15 protein-coding genes are annotated in these 16,194 nt (G+C 68.7%); 3 read left to right on the top strand and 12 right to left on the bottom strand.

Features of this window, described 5'->3' with window-relative positions:
• Nucleotides 1–5: 5 nt before the first annotated feature.
• The 6 genes from BMZ25_RS01970 to ccoG form a co-directional block, all read right to left on the bottom strand.
• Nucleotides 6–2,123: a TonB-dependent siderophore receptor gene (locus BMZ25_RS01970; protein WP_235859752.1), complete on the bottom strand. Its 2,118-nt coding sequence runs from the start codon at nucleotides 2,121–2,123 to the stop codon at nucleotides 6–8.
• The gene (locus BMZ25_RS01975) at nucleotides 2,120–3,049 is read right to left on the bottom strand and encodes a helix-turn-helix domain-containing protein (protein WP_092687564.1); all 930 of its coding nucleotides are present in this window, start codon (nucleotides 3,047–3,049) and stop codon (nucleotides 2,120–2,122) included. The genes BMZ25_RS01970 and BMZ25_RS01975 overlap by 4 nt, the downstream gene beginning before the upstream one ends.
• Before the next feature lie 164 nt (nucleotides 3,050–3,213).
• Nucleotides 3,214–3,387 (bottom strand): cbb3-type cytochrome oxidase assembly protein CcoS, encoded by a 174-nt coding sequence (gene ccoS / locus BMZ25_RS01980; RefSeq protein WP_092687567.1) that lies wholly within the window; start codon nucleotides 3,385–3,387, stop codon nucleotides 3,214–3,216.
• Nucleotides 3,384–5,531 (bottom strand): heavy metal translocating P-type ATPase, encoded by a 2,148-nt coding sequence (locus BMZ25_RS01985; RefSeq protein ID WP_092687570.1) that lies wholly within the window; start codon nucleotides 5,529–5,531, stop codon nucleotides 3,384–3,386. The genes ccoS and BMZ25_RS01985 overlap by 4 nt, the downstream gene beginning before the upstream one ends.
• Nucleotides 5,528–5,977: a FixH family protein gene (locus tag BMZ25_RS01990; RefSeq protein WP_092687573.1), complete on the bottom strand. Its 450-nt coding sequence runs from the start codon at nucleotides 5,975–5,977 to the stop codon at nucleotides 5,528–5,530. The genes BMZ25_RS01985 and BMZ25_RS01990 overlap by 4 nt, the downstream gene beginning before the upstream one ends.
• Nucleotides 5,974–7,395 carry a cytochrome c oxidase accessory protein CcoG gene (ccoG, locus tag BMZ25_RS01995; RefSeq protein ID WP_092687576.1) on the bottom strand — a complete coding sequence of 474 codons (1,422 nt, stop codon included), beginning with the start codon at nucleotides 7,393–7,395 and terminating at the stop codon, nucleotides 5,974–5,976. The genes BMZ25_RS01990 and ccoG overlap by 4 nt, the downstream gene beginning before the upstream one ends.
• A gap of 107 nt (nucleotides 7,396–7,502) precedes the next feature.
• On the opposite strand from ccoG, the gene BMZ25_RS02000 reads away from it, so the two are divergent.
• Nucleotides 7,503–8,264, top strand: coding sequence for a M48 family metallopeptidase (locus BMZ25_RS02000; RefSeq protein WP_177190361.1), 762 nt, complete (start codon nucleotides 7,503–7,505; stop codon nucleotides 8,262–8,264).
• Between the two features lie 84 nt (nucleotides 8,265–8,348).
• Here the strand turns inward: BMZ25_RS02000 and ccoP are convergent, their stop codons facing one another.
• The 4 genes from ccoP to ccoN are packed head-to-tail and all read right to left on the bottom strand — an operon-like array spanning nucleotide 8,349 to nucleotide 11,905.
• Nucleotides 8,349–9,230, bottom strand: coding sequence for a cytochrome-c oxidase, cbb3-type subunit III (ccoP, locus tag BMZ25_RS02005; RefSeq protein ID WP_092687581.1), 882 nt, complete (start codon nucleotides 9,228–9,230; stop codon nucleotides 8,349–8,351).
• Nucleotides 9,227–9,454: a cbb3-type cytochrome c oxidase subunit 3 gene (locus tag BMZ25_RS02010; RefSeq protein ID WP_092687584.1), complete on the bottom strand. Its 228-nt coding sequence runs from the start codon at nucleotides 9,452–9,454 to the stop codon at nucleotides 9,227–9,229. The genes ccoP and BMZ25_RS02010 overlap by 4 nt, the downstream gene beginning before the upstream one ends.
• A gap of 8 nt (nucleotides 9,455–9,462) precedes the next feature.
• On the bottom strand, nucleotides 9,463–10,293 hold the full coding sequence (gene ccoO / locus BMZ25_RS02015) for a cytochrome-c oxidase, cbb3-type subunit II (RefSeq protein WP_092687587.1): 831 nt from the start codon (nucleotides 10,291–10,293) through the stop codon (nucleotides 9,463–9,465).
• Between the two features lie 10 nt (nucleotides 10,294–10,303).
• Complete coding sequence (gene ccoN, locus BMZ25_RS02020) at nucleotides 10,304–11,905, bottom strand: cytochrome-c oxidase, cbb3-type subunit I (RefSeq protein WP_092687590.1); 1,602 nt, start codon at nucleotides 11,903–11,905, stop codon at nucleotides 10,304–10,306.
• Between the two features lie 205 nt (nucleotides 11,906–12,110).
• Here ccoN and BMZ25_RS02025 point away from each other — a divergent pair, with 205 nt between their 5' ends.
• Nucleotides 12,111–12,929, top strand: a complete 819-nt coding sequence (locus BMZ25_RS02025) for a universal stress protein (protein ID WP_177190362.1) — start codon at nucleotides 12,111–12,113, stop codon at nucleotides 12,927–12,929.
• A gap of 3 nt (nucleotides 12,930–12,932) precedes the next feature.
• On the opposite strand, the gene fnrL is transcribed toward BMZ25_RS02025, so the two are convergent.
• Nucleotides 12,933–13,673: a transcriptional regulator FnrL gene (gene fnrL / locus BMZ25_RS02030; protein WP_092687595.1), complete on the bottom strand. Its 741-nt coding sequence runs from the start codon at nucleotides 13,671–13,673 to the stop codon at nucleotides 12,933–12,935.
• 70 nt (nucleotides 13,674–13,743) lie between these two features.
• Here fnrL and hemN point away from each other — a divergent pair, with 70 nt between their 5' ends.
• The gene (gene hemN, locus BMZ25_RS02035; RefSeq protein WP_092688197.1) at nucleotides 13,744–15,090 is read left to right on the top strand and encodes an oxygen-independent coproporphyrinogen III oxidase; all 1,347 of its coding nucleotides are present in this window, start codon (nucleotides 13,744–13,746) and stop codon (nucleotides 15,088–15,090) included.
• On the opposite strand, the gene BMZ25_RS02040 is transcribed toward hemN, so the two are convergent.
• The gene (locus tag BMZ25_RS02040) at nucleotides 15,091–16,173 is read right to left on the bottom strand and encodes an ABC transporter ATP-binding protein (RefSeq protein ID WP_092687598.1); all 1,083 of its coding nucleotides are present in this window, start codon (nucleotides 16,171–16,173) and stop codon (nucleotides 15,091–15,093) included.
• Nucleotides 16,174–16,194: the final 21 nt, after the last annotated feature.

The following is a 16,194-nucleotide window of genomic DNA, read 5'->3' on the forward strand; positions in this document are numbered from 1 at the left end:
ACGGCTCACCACTTGCGGGAAAGCGTTACGCTGACCTCGCGACCGGCCCCGTATGAGCAGGTGAAGAGGTCCTGGCAGCCGGTGACATAGCGCTCGTCGGCGACGTTCGTGACCGCCAGGTTGCCCTGCCAGCCATTGTCCCAGGCATAGCCCGCGTGCAGGTCGACAAGCGTCGCGTCGGGCACCTCGGTCGTGTTTGCCTCGTCCGCCCAGCTTTCGGCCTGATAGCGCAGCCCGGCGCCCAGGGTCAGACCGTCGAGTTGGCCGGCAAAGGCATAATCGGCACGCACAGCGATCTGGCGGTCGGGGATCAGCGTGGGCGTGTTGCCCACGAGGGCCGCATCCGCATCCTCGGTGATTTCCTGGTCCAGGACCGTCGCCGCGCCGTGCACCGTCAGCCCGTTGCCGAAGTCATAGCGCCCCTCCAGCTCGATCCCCTGCGAGCGCACCTCCCCCAGCTGGCTGAGGTTGGGCGACACGCCGGTCACGACATTCTCGCGATCCAGCCGGAACACCGACAGCGTCGCCATCGCGTTCCCCGAGGGCGCGGCCCATTTCAGGCCGGCCTCGGTCTGCTGCCCGCTCTCGGGCTCGGTCACGCCCTCGGCAGGCGAGGCAATGGTGGGCAGGAAGAAGCTCGACACCGACAGGTAGGGCACGAGGCCGCTGTCGAATTCGTAGGCGATGCCCGCACGATACGAGGTTTCGCTGTCGTCACGCTCGAACGCGGTCAGGCCGTTCGTCTCGGTCGACACCCAGTCGTGGCGCAGGTTGGCCGTGGCGATCCAACCGGCGCCGAAGCGCAGCTGATCCTGCGCATAGACGCCGACCTGCCGCTGCCGGGTGGTGCCGTCGATGTACGGATCGCCCAATTCGGGCGTGCCCGGCGCCACCGGGTCGAGCGGATCGGCGGTCGGGAACGACGTGCCTGAGGCCTGCGTCTGGTCCAGCTCCCAGAACCGCGCGTCGAGACCGAACAGCAGCTCGTGCGCCACCGCCCCGGTCTGTGCATCGCCGGTCAGGCGCAGGTCAGCCTGCGCGGTACGGACCAGTGTGTCATGCTCGAACGCGATGAGGCTGAGCGCGCCGGTGTCGTCCACCGGCTGCGCGGCGAAGCCATAGCCGAAGGGATAGTAATAGCTCTCTTCGATGTCCGCGACGCCCAGCCGACCGGTCCCCTCCAGCGTCCAGCCATTCGCGAAATCATGCTCGACGATGGTGGTCAGCGTCGCCTGCCGCCGCTCGTAGCTATCCCAGTCGGGGTCCGAGTAGTTCGTCTCGGTTCCCAGGCGGCCGAATGCGTCCGTCGGCTTTACCGTGCCGTAATACGGAAGGAAGCTGCCTCCCGAGTGCTGTTCGTCGGCGAGGAACACGTTGGCCAGCACGGTCACCTCGGTGCCGGCATCTGTCTCGAAGCTGAACGAGGGCGCGAAGGTGCCGCGCAGACCGTCGTTGAAATCGTCGTAGGTGTCGCCGCCCTCGATCCGGGCCGCGAACCGGTAGCTGGCGCCGCCATCCAGCGTGTCGCCGTAATCGAACGCGGTCCAGGCCCGTCCGGCATCGTTTACGCCGAACGTCAGCTCGCGCACGCGCTCGCCCGGACGCTTCGAGACATAGTTCAGCAGCCCGCCCGGATTGGAGCCGCCATACAGCACCGAGGCCGGCCCGCGCAGAACCTCTATCCGCTCCAGCGAGAACGGGTCCACGTAGAACGAGCCGAAGCCGAACCCGAGGTTCTGCATCCCGTCCCAGAAAACGCCCGTCTGGTCCGACTGGAAGCCGCGGATGTAGTGCCAGTCGTAATCGGAATCGTCACCGTACACGTCGGTGGTAACGCCGGGCACATAGCGCAGCGCCTCGCTCGCGCGGGTGGTGTTCAGCGTCCCGAGCTCCTCCGAGTCCACGACCGAGACCGATTGCGGCACCTCGGTCAGCGGCGTTCCGGTCTTCATGCCCGTTTCGGTCGCGGGATTCACGGCGCCGTCGACGGGGCCGGTGGGGTCTTCGCCCGGAGACGAGACATAGATGGTGTCCAGCACGGTGGTCTGCGCGGCCACCGCAAGCGGCAGGCACATCGCCGTCAGGGCGGTGCCGGACAGAAGCAGCGTTCGGGTCGGAATCACGAGGCGGTCCTTCGCTCAATCTGGGTCGGTTCGGCGGCATCCTGTCCATCCAGGCCGTCCGCGTCTTGCACGGGACTGCCGCGGTTTGAACGAAGCCGCGCGCGCTGCCACGCGGCCGGCGTGTCCCCGGTAGCCCGCCGGAAGGCACGGGTCAGGTGAGCCTGGTCCGAAAAGCCGGTTTCGGCCGCCACAGCCGACGGCGTCTCGCCACGGGCAAGCAAGGTTTCGGCCCGCTCGATTCGCGCGGCGATCTGCCAGCGGTGCGGGGGCTGGCCAGTGGCCGCCTTGAAGGCGCGGGCAAAGCTCGACGGCGGCAGGCCCACCAGATCGGCCAGTTCCGCCACGCTCACACTGCGCCCGAGGTTGCGCCGCAGATGCCCCGTCGCGCCGGTCAGCGCCTCGGCCGACAACGCGCCGGGACGGTCCGGTTCCGGCGCATGGAACAGCTCGACCACCAGCGCCTCAATCAGCGCGGCGGCATAGGCCGAAGGGCGATCGGGTTCGGCGCATTGCTCGGCGATGAGCCGGGCCAGAGCCTGCACCCGCGCGTTCTCGACCATCAGCAGCGGCGCGTTCGGCACGCTTTCGCGCCCCAGGATCGCCGCCAGCCGGGCCGCGCTGAAATGCAGGTCCAGGTGCCGGAAGCGTCGCGCGCTCGGCATGTGCCCCCAGAGCGCCGTGCCGCCGGGCACATAACTCACCGGCCCCAGCGGCGGCCTGCCGGACGGCGTCTCGCCAAGCGCCAGCCGGGCCTCGTCCATCATCACCACGATGCGCGGATCGGGCGAGACGTAGCGCCCGCCGCCACCGCGTCGGCCCTCGACATGCCAGAGATCGGCCACCATGCCGTCGAAGCGCAGCACTCTTGGTGCCGCGGCGGGGACGAGACCGTGGATCTCGCACCTCATTCTGGGATGAAAGGACATCGTGGGCTCCGCCGTCGTGACACTCGGACTCGGCTGGGCCCCGTGGCCTGGCTGCGGCGGTTAAACCCGACTTTTTTGGTCAGGACAAGACGGCGGGCGCGGACGCCGCCCAGGATGACGCGAAAAACGGCGCCGCCGGGCGCCCCTGCCCGCGGAACCGGCGCTCAGAGGCGGCTTTCGTCCTCTTTCGGCGCCTCGTCCCAGCGCTCGTCGAGTATCCGCATCCGGTCGCCGTCGGGATCGTCGTATTGCCGGGCCCGCAAGGTCCAGACGAAGCCGCCAAGACCCAGAAGACCCAGCCCGACGGAAATCGGAATGAGAAACGCCAGTACGTTCATGCGCGCCCCCGCATCGCGTTGAGTGTCACGGTCAGCGAAGAAGTTGACATCGCCAGCGCCGCGATCAAGGGGGTGGCGAGCCCGGCCAGCGCGACTGGCACCGAAATCGCGTTGTATCCGACGGCGAGCCAGATGTTCTGGCGCATCCGCGCCCGCGCCCGTCGGGCGTGGCGCAGCATCTGCGCGACCGGCGCCATGCGGTCCGCCAGCAGCACCACGTCGGCGGCGTTGCGGGCGGCGTCGAGCGCGCTCGACGGCGCGAGCGAGGCATGGGCCACGGCCAGCGCGCCGGTGTCGTTCAGGCCGTCCCCGACCATCAGCGTGAGGTGCCCGGCCTCGGCCAGCCGTTGCAGATGTTCGGCCTTCGTCTCGGGCGTGACACGGGCCGAGAACGTCTCGATCCCCAGCCGGCCCGCCATGCGGGCGACGGCAGGCTCGGCATCGCCCGACAGCAGCTCGACGCCGTAGCCCGCCTCTTGCAATGCGGCGACGCAATCGGCGGCATCGGGACGCAATTCCTCGTCGAAGGTGAAACGGTGCCGCGCCGTACCGGTGTCGAGCAGCACGCCGCCATCCTGCGCGCCGGTCTCGACCCAGCCGGGTCGCCCAAGCCGCACGGAGCGGCCCTCAAACCGGCCCTCGACGCCGTGGCCGGCACGCTCGCGCAGGTCGGTGACGATGGCGGGCGCGATGCCACGCGTCTCGGTCGCGGCAACCAGCGCCCGCGAGAGCGGATGCGACGACCCTTGCGCCAACCCGGCGGCCAGCGCCAGCGTCGGCGCATCCGGGGTCTCGCGCAGGACGGCCCGCCCGGTGGTCAGGGTACCGGTCTTGTCGAACACCACGGTATCCACAGCCGCCAGACGCTCAAGCGCCGTTCGGGATTTCACCAGTAGGCCCAGCCGGAACAGCCGTGCCGTGGTCACCGTCGACACCGCCGGCACCGCCAGCCCCAGGGCGCAGGGACACGTGATGACGAGGACCGAAATCGCGACGTCTAGCGCCCGCCACCCGTCGCCCGTGCCGACCCACCACGCCACCAGCGCGGCGGCGCCCAGGATGTGCACCAGCGGCGCATAGATGCGGGCGGCGCGGTCGGCGATGCCGGAAAAAGCGCTGCGCTGGGTCTCGGCGGCGGCCACGAGATCGGCAAGCCGTCGCAGCCCGGTATCCGCCCCGGCCCGCACCACGCGCACCAGAAGGGGACCGGATAGGTTGATCTCTCCCGCGCCGACCTCGGTTCCCGGTGCGGCGGCCACGGGGGCGCTTTCGCCGGTCAGGATCGCGCGGTCGAGCTCGCTCTCACCCTCTGTGACGAGACCGTCGGCGGGCACGCGGTCCCCCGCGCGGATACGCACGACGTCGCCGGCGACGAGAGTCGCCGCTCGCACGACATGCTCGCGCCCGTTCTCGACGCGCACGGCCTGGGGCACCTCCATCGCGGCGAGATCCGCCGCGGCGGACCGCGCGGCCTGGCGGCCGGCATGGTCCAGGTACCGGCCGACCAGCAGGAAGAAGGTCAGCGCCAGGGCGGCATCGAACCACCCTGCCCGCTCGACCCCGTTCAGCGCCCCGGCCAGCGACACCGCCGCCGAGAGCACGATGGCGAGCGAGATCGGGACGTCCATGTTCAGCCGCCCGCCCGACAGCGCCCCCAGCGCCGAGGCAAAGAACGGCCGTCCCGCAAAGGCCACCGCGGGCAGCGCGATCGCCGCCGAGATCAAATGGAACAGTTGCGCCGTGTGGTCCGCCGCGCCCGACCAGACCGCCACCGACAGCAGCATCACATTCATCATCGCGAACCCTGCCACGCCGATCCGCACCAGCAGATCGCGGCCCGGCCCGCTGCGGCCCGACAGCACCCCGGTGTCGAGCGGTTGCGCCCGGTGCCCGCGTGCCGCCAGCGCGTCGACCAGCGTGTCTGTGCCGACGCTGCCGTCGGTGGCGACCATGGCGCGCTTGAGCGACAGGTTCACCCGCGCGTCGCGGACACCCGGAAGATGTCCCAGCGTCTCCTCGACCGAGGCGATGCATGCGGCGCAATGGATGTCGGGAAGGTGCAGGACGAGGTCGGCCGCCGCCGGAGCGGCGGCCCGGGCCGCATCATCGGGAAGTGCGGCGCAGGCCGCGCAGGCCATCGTCATGGCACGACCTTCAGCGTGATGCGCTTGTCCACCGGCGTGCCGTCCTGTGCCGTCGCCGTCACGTCCAGCCGCCACGCGCCATGATCCAGGTGGATCGGCGCCGCATGGTCGGGGCCGAAGACGAGCGGCTGGTTGTCGGCCGCGGTCGTCGGGCGCCCGACCAGAGCAGTCAGCGAGGCGGGGCGCACCGGCGCGCCGCTCTCGTCGGTGATGTCGAGAACGATGCGCGTGCCGTCATATCCGGCCTCGAACTGCCACCCCAGCGCCTCCTGTGCCGCGCGACGGTCATCGAAGACCTGGCTGGCGACGTAGGAGTTAGCGACCTCCAGCCCCGGAAAGGTCCGCACTGCGTTCACGGCCAGAACGAGGTTGACGGTGATGATAGTGCCGAAGCCGAGGACGAACATCGCGAGGACATGGCGTCCGGTCAGAGTGCGGGTGGTCATTGGCCGCTCCCGTTGAAGGTGGTTGAGACAGAGGCGCGGGCCCCGCTTTGCAGCTCTTGGACCCAGAGCCGCAGGTCCGTGCGCTCGGCCGAGGCCGCGGTGCTTTCGGGGGGCGCGGAGACATAGACGCGCTGCATGGCCTGGGTGTCGGCGCTGACTCCGACCTTGCCGTCGACGCTGCCCTCGACCTCGACGCTCAGCGGCGCCTCGGCGGTCGCCGAGATGGCGAACTCGCGCGCCTCGCCATGCTTGTTGCGGATTCGCACGTCATAGGCGTTGCGGATCGTGCCGTCGGACAGCGTGACAAAGGTCGGGTTGCGTACCGGCGCGACGGTCATCTCGATCTCGGGCCGGATGAACAGGGCGAACAGGAGACCCAGACCCACTGCGGCCCAGAGCGCGGTATATACAACGTTCCGCGGGCGCAGGACGTGCTGCCAGATCGGCTTGGGCTTACCGCCGGCGATCTCGCGCGGGGCGTCGGACAGGGCGAGATAGTCGATCAGCCCCCGGTCGCGGCCCGTCTTGGCCATCACGTCGTCGCAGGCGTCGATGCACAGGGCGCAGGTGATGCAGGCCATCTGCTGCCCGTCGCGGATGTCGATCCCCATCGGACAGACATTGACGCATGCGTTGCAGTCGATGCAGTCCCCAAGCGCCTCGGCGCCCGCGGCCTTGCGGTGCTTGCCGCGCGGTTCGCCGCGCCAGTCGCGGTAGGCGACGGTCAGCGTATCCTCGTCCATCATCGCGCCCTGGATGCGCGGCCAGGGGCACATGTAGATGCAGACCTGCTCGCGCATGAAGCCACCGAACACGAAGGTCGTCGCAGTGAGGGTCGCGATGGTCATGTAGGCGACGGGCGCGGCGTCGAAGGTCAGCAGATCCTGAGCCAGCGTGGGCGCGTCGGTGAAGTAGAAGACCCAGGCGCCGCCGGTGGCCAGGCCGATCAGCATCCACACAGTCCATTTCGTCGCACGGAGCCGGGCCTTGCGCACACTCCAGGGCGCGTTGTGCAGCCGGACGCGGGCATTCCGGTCGCCCTCGATCCAGCGTTCGACTAGGATGAAGAGGTCGGTCCAGACCGTCTGCGGGCAGGTATAGCCGCACCAGACCCGCCCCAGCGCCGCCGTGAACAGGAACAGCCCCAACCCCGCCATGATCAGCAGACCGGCGACGAAGTAGAATTCGTGCGGCCAGATCTCGATCCAGAAGAAATAGAAGCGCCGATCCGCGAGATCGACCAGCACCGCCTGGTCCGGCAGAGCCGGGCCACGGTCCCACCGAATCCACGGCGTGACATAGTAGATGGCAAGCGTGACGGCCATGATCCACCACTTGAGCGTCCGGAAGTAGCCCGAGACACGACGGGGGAAGACAGGCTCGCGCGGGGCATAGAGGGAGTCGGTTTTCGTTGTCATGACCGGGCATGTCGCACCCTTCGCGGGTCCGGGCCTTGACCTGGATCAACGGACCGGAACCTGCGTCAGCCGGTGGCTGTTTCGCACCGAACCGATCGAGGATTCCGATGCCCTGTTCCTGCCATTCATCCCTGACCCGCCGCACCTTCCTGACGGGCGCGGCCGCCGTTCCCCTGGCCACGGCGGGGTGCGACCAGGCCGCCGTGCTGGTGTCGGAAGCCGAGGCCGAAGCGATGGGCGAGCGGGCGTGGCAGCAGATCACCTCGGACGTCCCAGCGACGCAGGACGCGGCATTCAGCGACACGGTGTCCGAGGTCTCCTCCCGTCTGATCCGCGCCGCCGGCGGATCGCCCGGCGAGTGGCAGGTCGTGGGCTTCGATTCGGACCGCATCAACGCCTTTGCCCTGCCCGGACAGCGCATCGGCGTCTTTCGCGGCCTCTATGACGTGGCGCAGAACCGCGCGCAGCTGGCGGCGGTAATCGGGCACGAGATCGGCCATCTCGACGCCGATCACGCCCGCGAGCGGATGGGCAACGCCCGCGCGCAGAACTGGCTGCAGCGCATCATCGCCTTCGTCCTGCAGACATCGGACGTCGAGTTCGGACGCGAGATCATGGCGGCGCTCGGGCTGGGGCTGGAATACGGCATCACCCTGCCCTATTCCCGCAACCAAGAGCTCGAGGCCGACGCGCTGGGGCTGCGGCTGATGGCACAGGCCGGATACGACCCGCAGGCGGCGATCACGTTCTGGCAGCGAATGGACTCGGCCCAGCCGGGCCGCCCGCCCGAGATGATCGCCACGCATCCCGCCCCCGAATCGCGCATCCGCGAGATACGGGACATGCTCCCCGATCTGCAGAAGACCTGAGACGAAAAACCCGGCCGGCGCCGACGGCGACCGACCGGGCCGGACCCGGCGACCACTCCTCGCCGGGTCCTCATGCCGGAGGGCTCACTCCCCCTGTTGCGCCTCCGGCGATTCGCCACCCCCAAGCTGGTGGACGTAGGCGGCCACGGCGCGTACCTCGGCCTCGCCCAGCCGTTCGCCCCAGGCCGGCATGACGCCGAACGGCCCTTCGGTGATCGTCTCGACCAGAGAGTCGACGTCGCTGCCATAGAGCCAGATCGCGTCCGTAAGGTCAGGCGCCCCGACCGTCCGGTCGCCTTTCGCATCGGTGCCGTGGCAGGAGGCGCAGTTCATGTCGAACAGCTCTCCACCCGGTCCGGCCAGCGGATCGGTGCCCTCGGGCAGCGAGGCCACATGCTCGGCCAGGGTCACGATTTCCTGCTCCTCGAGGATGTCGCCGAACGCGGGCATCTCGGACCAGCGCGCGTCGGGATCGTCCTCGTTCCGGATGCCGTGGCGCACGGTATAGGCGATCTCGTCCAGCGAGCCGCCCCAGAGCCAGGCGTCGTCCAGCAGGTTGGGATAACCCAGCGCGCCCTGCGCACCCGAGCCGTGGCACTGCGAACAGTTGGTGCGGAACACCGCGCCGCCGGCCGAGACGGCAAAGCGGTGCAGCTCTTCGTTCTGGGGCAGCGCGGCCATCTCGGTGTTCACCAGGCCCTGTCGCAGATCGGCATTGGCGGCCTCGGCCGCCTCGATCTCCGCGGCGACGTTGGCACGGGTGGAATAGCCAAGGAGCCCCGAGGTCGCCTCGTTCACCAGGGGCCAGGCGGGGAAGAGGATCATGTAGATCACGCCCCAGATGATCGTCCCGTAGAAGGTCCAGAGCCACCAGCGCGGCAGCGGGTTGTTCAGCTCTTCGATACCGTCCCAGGAATGCCCGGTGGTCTCGGTCCCGGTGACGGGATCGATGCGTTTCTCGCTCATTTCAGCGTCTCCTCGCCGGCGCGGCAGGTGCACCCGGCGCAGTTTGCACCGCAGCCGGTCAGCGCGGGGGCGGTATCGTCCTTCACCGCCAGCGCCGCGGCCTCGTCGTGTACGGGGCGGCTGCCGGGGCGGAACGCCCAGAAGCAACAGCCCAGGAAGAAGGTGGTCATCGCCAGGAGAACCCAGCTGTCGGCGATTTCCCTCAGGATCGAATAGGTATCCATGGCGGACCTCAGCGGCTTGCGTCTGCGGTGAAGGTTGAGAAGTCGACCAGCGTGCCGAGCATCTGCATGTAGGCGATCAGCGCATCCATCTCGGTGATGCCGGGCCTACCGTCGAAGTTGCGGACCTGCGCGCCGGGATAGCGCTCGAGCAGACCGTCGATGTCGCCGAACGGATCGACCTGCACGCGGAAGTCGGCCACCGCATTGTCGATCATCTCGTCGGTATAGGGCACGCCCACCATCCGGTGCGTGGCCATCACCGCTTCGATGTCGTCCGCCTCGACCGGCGTGCGCCCGAGGAAGTCGTACTTGGGCATCACGCTTTCCGGCACGACCGACTGGGGGTCGTTCAGGTGGTCGACGTGCCACTCGTCCGAGTAGCGGCCACCGACGCGGGCCAAGTCCGGCCCCGTGCGCTTGGAGCCCCACTGGAACGGGTGGTCGTACATCGACTCCGCCGCCAGCGAGTAATGCCCGTACCGCTCGACCTCGTCGCGCATCGGCCGGATCATCTGGCTGTGGCAGACATAGCAGCCCTCGCGGACATAGACGTCGCGCCCGGCCAGCTCGAGCGGGGAGTACGGGCGCACGCCCTCGACCTCCTCGATCGTGTTCTCCAGCCAGAAGAGCGGCGCGATCTCGACGATGCCACCGACCGTGACCACCAGGAACGAGGCCACGAGCAGCAGCGTGGCATTGCGTTCGAGGGTGGCGTGCCGGTCGATCAGCTTGGTGTGATGCGGCAGCTCGTTGGGGACTTCGCCGGGCGCGTCGGACACGGTCGAGACCTTGGGGTCGTCCTTGGGATCGGGAACTTTGGGGTTTTTCTTTTCGGTCATGTTCTTGATCTCACTCGGCAGGCACGGTGGTGCTGGTTTCGGCCCGCGCCGGCGCGGCACGCACGGTCATCCACATGTTCCAGACCATGATCAGCGCGCCGGAGAGGTAGAGGACCCCGCCCAGTCCGCGCACGATGTACATCGGGAACTTGGCTGCGACGGTGTCGGCGAAGGAGTTGACGAGGAAGCCCTGGGCATCGACCTCGCGCCACATCAGGCCTTCCATGATGCCGGTCACCCACATCGAGGCCGCGTAGAGCACGATGCCGATGGTCGCGAGCCAGAAGTGCCAGTTGATCGCGGCGACCGAGTACATCCGCTCGCGCTGCCACAGCTTCGGCGTGAGGAAGTAGAGGCAGCCGAAGGTAATGAGCCCGTTCCAGCCGAGCGCGCCAGAGTGCACGTGCCCGATGGTCCAGTCGGTGTAGTGGCTCAGCGAGTTCACCGCGCGGATCGACATCATCGGCCCTTCGAAGGTGCTCATCCCGTAGAAGGCGAGCGAGGCCACGAACATGCGGATGATCGGGTCAGTGCGGATCTTGTCCCACGCGCCTTCCAGCGTCATCAGGCCGTTGATCATGCCGCCCCAGCTGGGCATCCAGAGGATCACCGAGAACACCATGCCCAGCGTCGAGGCCCAGTCGGGCAGCGCCGTATAGTGCAGGTGGTGCGGGCCGGCCCAGATATACAGGAAGATCAGCGCCCAGAAGTGGATGATCGACAGCTTGTAGCTGTAGATCGGCCGCCCGGCCTGCTTGGGCACGAAGTAGTACATCATGCCCAGGAAGCCCGCGGTCAGGAAGAAGCCCACGGCGTTGTGGCCGTACCACCACTGCGTCATCGCGTCCTGCACGCCGGCGAAGACCTGCACCGACTTCGAGCCCAGCAGGGACACGGGGATCGACAGGTTGTTGACCACGTGCAGCATTGCGACGGTCACGATGAAGGCCAGGAAGAACCAGTTGGCGACGTAGATGTGCCGCTCTTTCCGGGTCATGATCGTGCCCATGAAGACCGCGAGGTAGGCCAGCCACACCAGCGTCAGCCAGATGTCGACGTACCATTCCGGCTCGGCGTATTCCTTCGACTGGGTCGCCCCGAGGAGATAGCCGGTCGCGGCGAGCACGATGAACAGCTGGTAGCCCCAGAACACGAACCACGACATGTTGCCGCCCCACAGCCGCGCCGCGCTGGTGCGCTGGACGACGTAGAACGACGTCGCGATCAGGGCGTTGCCGCCGAACGCGAAGATCACCGCCGAGGTGTGCAGCGGCCGCAGACGCCCGAAGTTCAGGTAGCCCTCGGACCAGTCGAAGTTCAGCGCCGGAAAGGCCAGCTGGAAAGCGATGAAGACGCCGACCAGGAATCCGACGACGCCCCAGAAGGCCGTCGCGATGACGCCCGCGCGGATCGGGCCGTCCATGTAGCCGGTCGGCACGGCACGCGCCGTCGCCGGCTCGTCCGTCCGCCGAAGTTGCCAGAGGAACAGCCCGCCCGCGACGAGCATGATGATCGCCGCGTGCACGCTGTATGCCAGGTCGTGGCCCCGGTCGGCCGCAATCGCGGCGAGCAGGGTCACGAGACCCAGGGCCGCGAGCCTGAAATAGTCCATATCGTTCTTCTCCTGTCCCGGCGCATCGGCGGACAACAGGCCCGCCGCGCCTTTGGCGGAGGAGATGGCATGCCCCGTGGAACCGTCGCCTTGACATGGATCAACACGCGCCGGGTCAGGGGCTTGACCTGTATCAATGCCCGCCCCGCACGCAGGGCGCAGTCTCGCCGCGTCATATCCGACGCCACCAAAGGAGGACGTACCGGTGACCTACAGAACCCTTTCGACGATCGTTCCGCCCCCGGGGCCCGAAACGGTCGACGCCGCCGTGGCGCTTGCCGAGCGCTGGGGCGCCCATCTCGATGTGATCTGCGCCGGCGAAATCCACGCCGACCCGGCCTGGGGGCCCGAGGGCATCTCGATGCTGTCGGTGACGCTCGCCGAGGCCGACACCGAGGCCTGCGAAAAGGTCGAGGCGGCGATCCGCAAGAGGCTCGAGCGCGAGTCGATCGCGTGGACCTGCCGGTCCGTCACGGGCCCGCTGGGAGAGGCGGCGCGGCAGGCGGCGCGCGCGGCCCGCTATTCCGACCTTGCCATCCTGCCCCGCCCGCTACCGGACCAGCTGCTCGCCGAAGCGGCGTTCGAGACGGTGCTGCTGGAGGCCAAGGTGCCGGTCCTGCTGCCCGCCGAGGGCGCGACGCCAAGCTTCGAGCGGATCATGATCGCCTGGGACGAAAGCGACGAGTCGATGACCGCCGTGCGCACGGCGCTGCCGCTTCTGCAGACGGCCGACGCGGTGCAGGTGGTCGTCGTCGATCCCAAGCGTCACAGCCCCGACACGGCAGATGCCGGGCACCCAGTGGCCGTCTACCTGTCGCGCCATGACGTGCACTGCGAGATCGCGCAGGTGCCGCGCGTGCTGCCGCGCATCTCCGAGACGCTGGTGCAGAGTGCTCGCGAGTTCGAGGCTGATCTTGTGGTGATGGGGGCCTACGGCCATTCCCGCGTGCGCGAGGCGCTGATCGGCGGCGTCACGCGCGAGATGATCAAGCGGACCGACCTGCCGCTGTTCGTGGCCCACTAGGGCTCAGGCGATCAGGCCGCCGTCGTCGTCCTCTCCGGCTTCGAGCGCGAGCCGCTCGAAGTCGGGAATCCGCACCTCGCGGGCCGAGGGAACCTCGATCAGGCCGTCCTTGCGCAGGGCGGTCACCTGGCGGCTCGTCGTCTCGATCGTCAGGCCCAGGTGGTCGGCCATCGCCTCGCGCGAGAGTGGCAGGTGCAGCGTCACCGAGCGGGCGGGTTGGTCCTGCCCGGACCCCGTCGCGTGGCGCCGGGCCAGGCTGACGAAGAACGACGCGACCTTCTCGCGCGCCGTCATCCGCCCGAGCACCACGGCCCAGTCGCGGGCCGCGTCGAGTTCGTCCAGCGTCATCGTCAGCATGCGGGTGGCGATATGGGGCGTCTCGCGCACCAGCCGCTCGAAGGTGCGCCGCTCGAACCGGCAGAGCGTCACGTCGCTGACCGCCTCGATGTCATAGGCCGAGGTCTTGCGTCCCGGGCGGCCGATGAAGTCGGACGGCAACAGCAGACCCACCGTCTGCCTGCGCCCGTCCTCCAGCGTGCGGGACATGGTGGCGCAGCCCTCGACCAGCGACGACAGATACTCGAGCGGCTCGCCCGCCGTGGCCAGCGGCGAGCCGGCGGGCACCGTCCGATACGATTTCGTCCGCTCCAGAACGGCAAGCTCCGAAGCATCGCACTCCGCGCAGACCGCGTTGTGGCGAATCGGACAGTTTTCGCAGGATCGAAGAGAGGGTCGGGAAGCCATTTTCCAAGTTTACCCCGAAGGTTGACCTACATCAATGCCGCCGCGACGCAGCATCGCCAATCTGCGCCCCATGACGACAGCCTCACGAAACACCACCCTTCTGGATGCCCGGGTTCCGCGTTACACGAGCTACCCGCCGGCAAACCGTTTTACCGATGCCGTCGGCGCCGAGACCGCCGCCGACTGGATGGCCGCGATCTCGCCCGATGCGCGGGTGTCGCTCTATGCTCACATTCCGTTCTGCCGGCGACTGTGCTGGTTCTGCGCCTGCCGGACGCAGGGCACACGCAGCGATGCGCCGCTGCACCGCTACCTGGATCACCTTGAGGATGAGCTGGCGCTGGTGCGCGGACTGTTGCCCGAAGGCGTGCGGGCCGACGCGATCCACCTGGGAGGCGGCACCCCAACGATCCTGCCGGGCGAGTTGCTGTCGCGTCTCGGAAACGGGCTCAGAGAAGCGGTGCCGCCGACGGAGGATGCCGAGATCTCCGTCGAGATCGACCCGTGCGAGATCGACGCGCCGCGCCTCGATGCGCTGGCCGCGATGGGACTGACGCGCGCGTCGATCGGGGTGCAGGACTTCGACCCGGTGGTGCAGGATGCGATCGGCCGCCACCAGGGCGCCGAGGTGACCGCCGCAACGGTGGAAGGCCTGCGCGCCCGCAACGTCAACAGCCTGAACGTCGACCTGCTGTACGGCCTGCCCCACCAGACGGTCGCGCGGCTGATCTCGACGCTGGAACGGGTGCTCGACCTCGCTCCCGACCGCATCGCGCTCTATGGCTATGCCCACGTCCCGTGGATGGCCCGCCGGCAGAAGCTGATCCCCGAAGCGGCGCTTCCCGACGGCGAGGCGCGCATCGTCCTGAACCAGACGGCGCGGGAATTGCTGACGCGGAACGGCTATGTCCCCGTCGGCATCGACCACTACGCGCTGCCGCACGACAAGATGGCCGTCGCCGCGCGGACCGGCAAGCTCAGGCGGAACTTCCAGGGCTACACGACCGACCGGGCGGACACGCTCATCGGTCTGGGCGCCTCGGCGATCTCGCGCTTTCCGGGCGGCTATGCCCAGAACGCCCCGGCCACCGGTGCCTGGCAGGAGCGTATCGCGGCCCGGCGGCTGGCGACGACGCGCGGCTATGTCCTGACGGACGAGGACAGAGCCTGCGGTGCGATCATCGAGCGGCTGATGTGCGACGGCGTGGCCGACATTCCGGCGCTCTGCGCGGCCGAGGGCGTCTCGCCCGTGCCCTACCTGCACCGGGCGCGTCGGGCGATCTCGGAACTGCCGGACATCGCCTCGCTCGAGGACGGCCGCCTGGCGGTCACGTCCTTCGCCTATGTGCGGATCGTGGCGGCGCGGATCGACGGGCTGTCGATGTCCGGCAAGGGCCGCTACAGCATGGCCAGTTGATCAGGTCCGGGGAAAGACGAAACACCGGTCGCGGCGAATCATCAGCCACAGCACGGTGCCGGGCTTCGGCAGGAAGACGTTCGGCACCGTGGCGCTGATCCGGCTGCCGTCGTAGTCCAACCGGAACTCGACCAGACTTTCCTTGCCGATGAACCGAGACCTCTCGACGACGGCGCGCGCGGGCGTGCCATCGGACGGCGTCGGGTTCGGCCCGCGCCCGTTGCGGTCGAAGTCGATCCGCAGGTGCTGGGGCCGGATCACGATCTCGACCTCGGTGCCGTCCGGCACGCCGGGGGCCAGGAACTGCCCGAAGGCGGTTTCGGTCAGCGCGCCCCGCACCGTGCCCTCGATGACGTTGATGTCCGAGAAGAACGCCGCCGCTTCCTTGTCGGCCGGGGCGTTGAACACGTTGTAGGGGGCGCCCTGCTGCACGATGTGCCCGTTGCGCATCAGCGCGATCCGGTCGGCCATGCGCATCGCCTCTTCCGGTTCGTGGGTCACGAGCAGGACGGCGGTGCCCTCTTCCTTCAGGACCGACAGCGTCTCGTCCCGGATGCCGTCGCGCAGGCGGTTGTCGAGGCCCGAGAACGGCTCGTCCATCAGCATGATCGAGGGGCGCGGCGCAATCGCGCGGGCCAGCGCGACGCGCTGCTGTTCGCCGCCCGAAAGTTCGTGCGGGAAGGCGTCGATCAGGCGCAGCATGTCCACGCGGTCCAGCAGCTCCTCGACCCGCGCCCGCTTGTCCGCCTTGGACCCGGTCAGGCCGAAGGCCACGTTCTCGGCCACGCTGAGATGCGGGAACAGGGCGAAGTCCTGGAACATCAGGCCGATGGAGCGCCGTTCGGGGGGCACGCGCAGCACCGTGTCGCAGATCAGTTCGCCATCGACCCAGATGCACCCGGAGTCCTGCATCTCGACCCCTGCGACGATGCGCAGGGTGGTGGACTTGCCACAGCCCGAGGGGCCCAGAAGGCACGTCACCTCGCCCGGCATGACCTCGAGCGACACGTCGTCGACGACCGTCCGCCCGGCGAAGCTGCGGGTGATGTGTTCGAGTTTCAGGCGCGGGACGGGATCTGGCACGGGCTGCCTTGGGGAAGATGT

The sequence above is a fragment of the Tranquillimonas rosea genome (assembly GCF_900111315.1).
GTDB classification, from domain to species: domain Bacteria; phylum Pseudomonadota; class Alphaproteobacteria; order Rhodobacterales; family Rhodobacteraceae; genus Tranquillimonas; species Tranquillimonas rosea.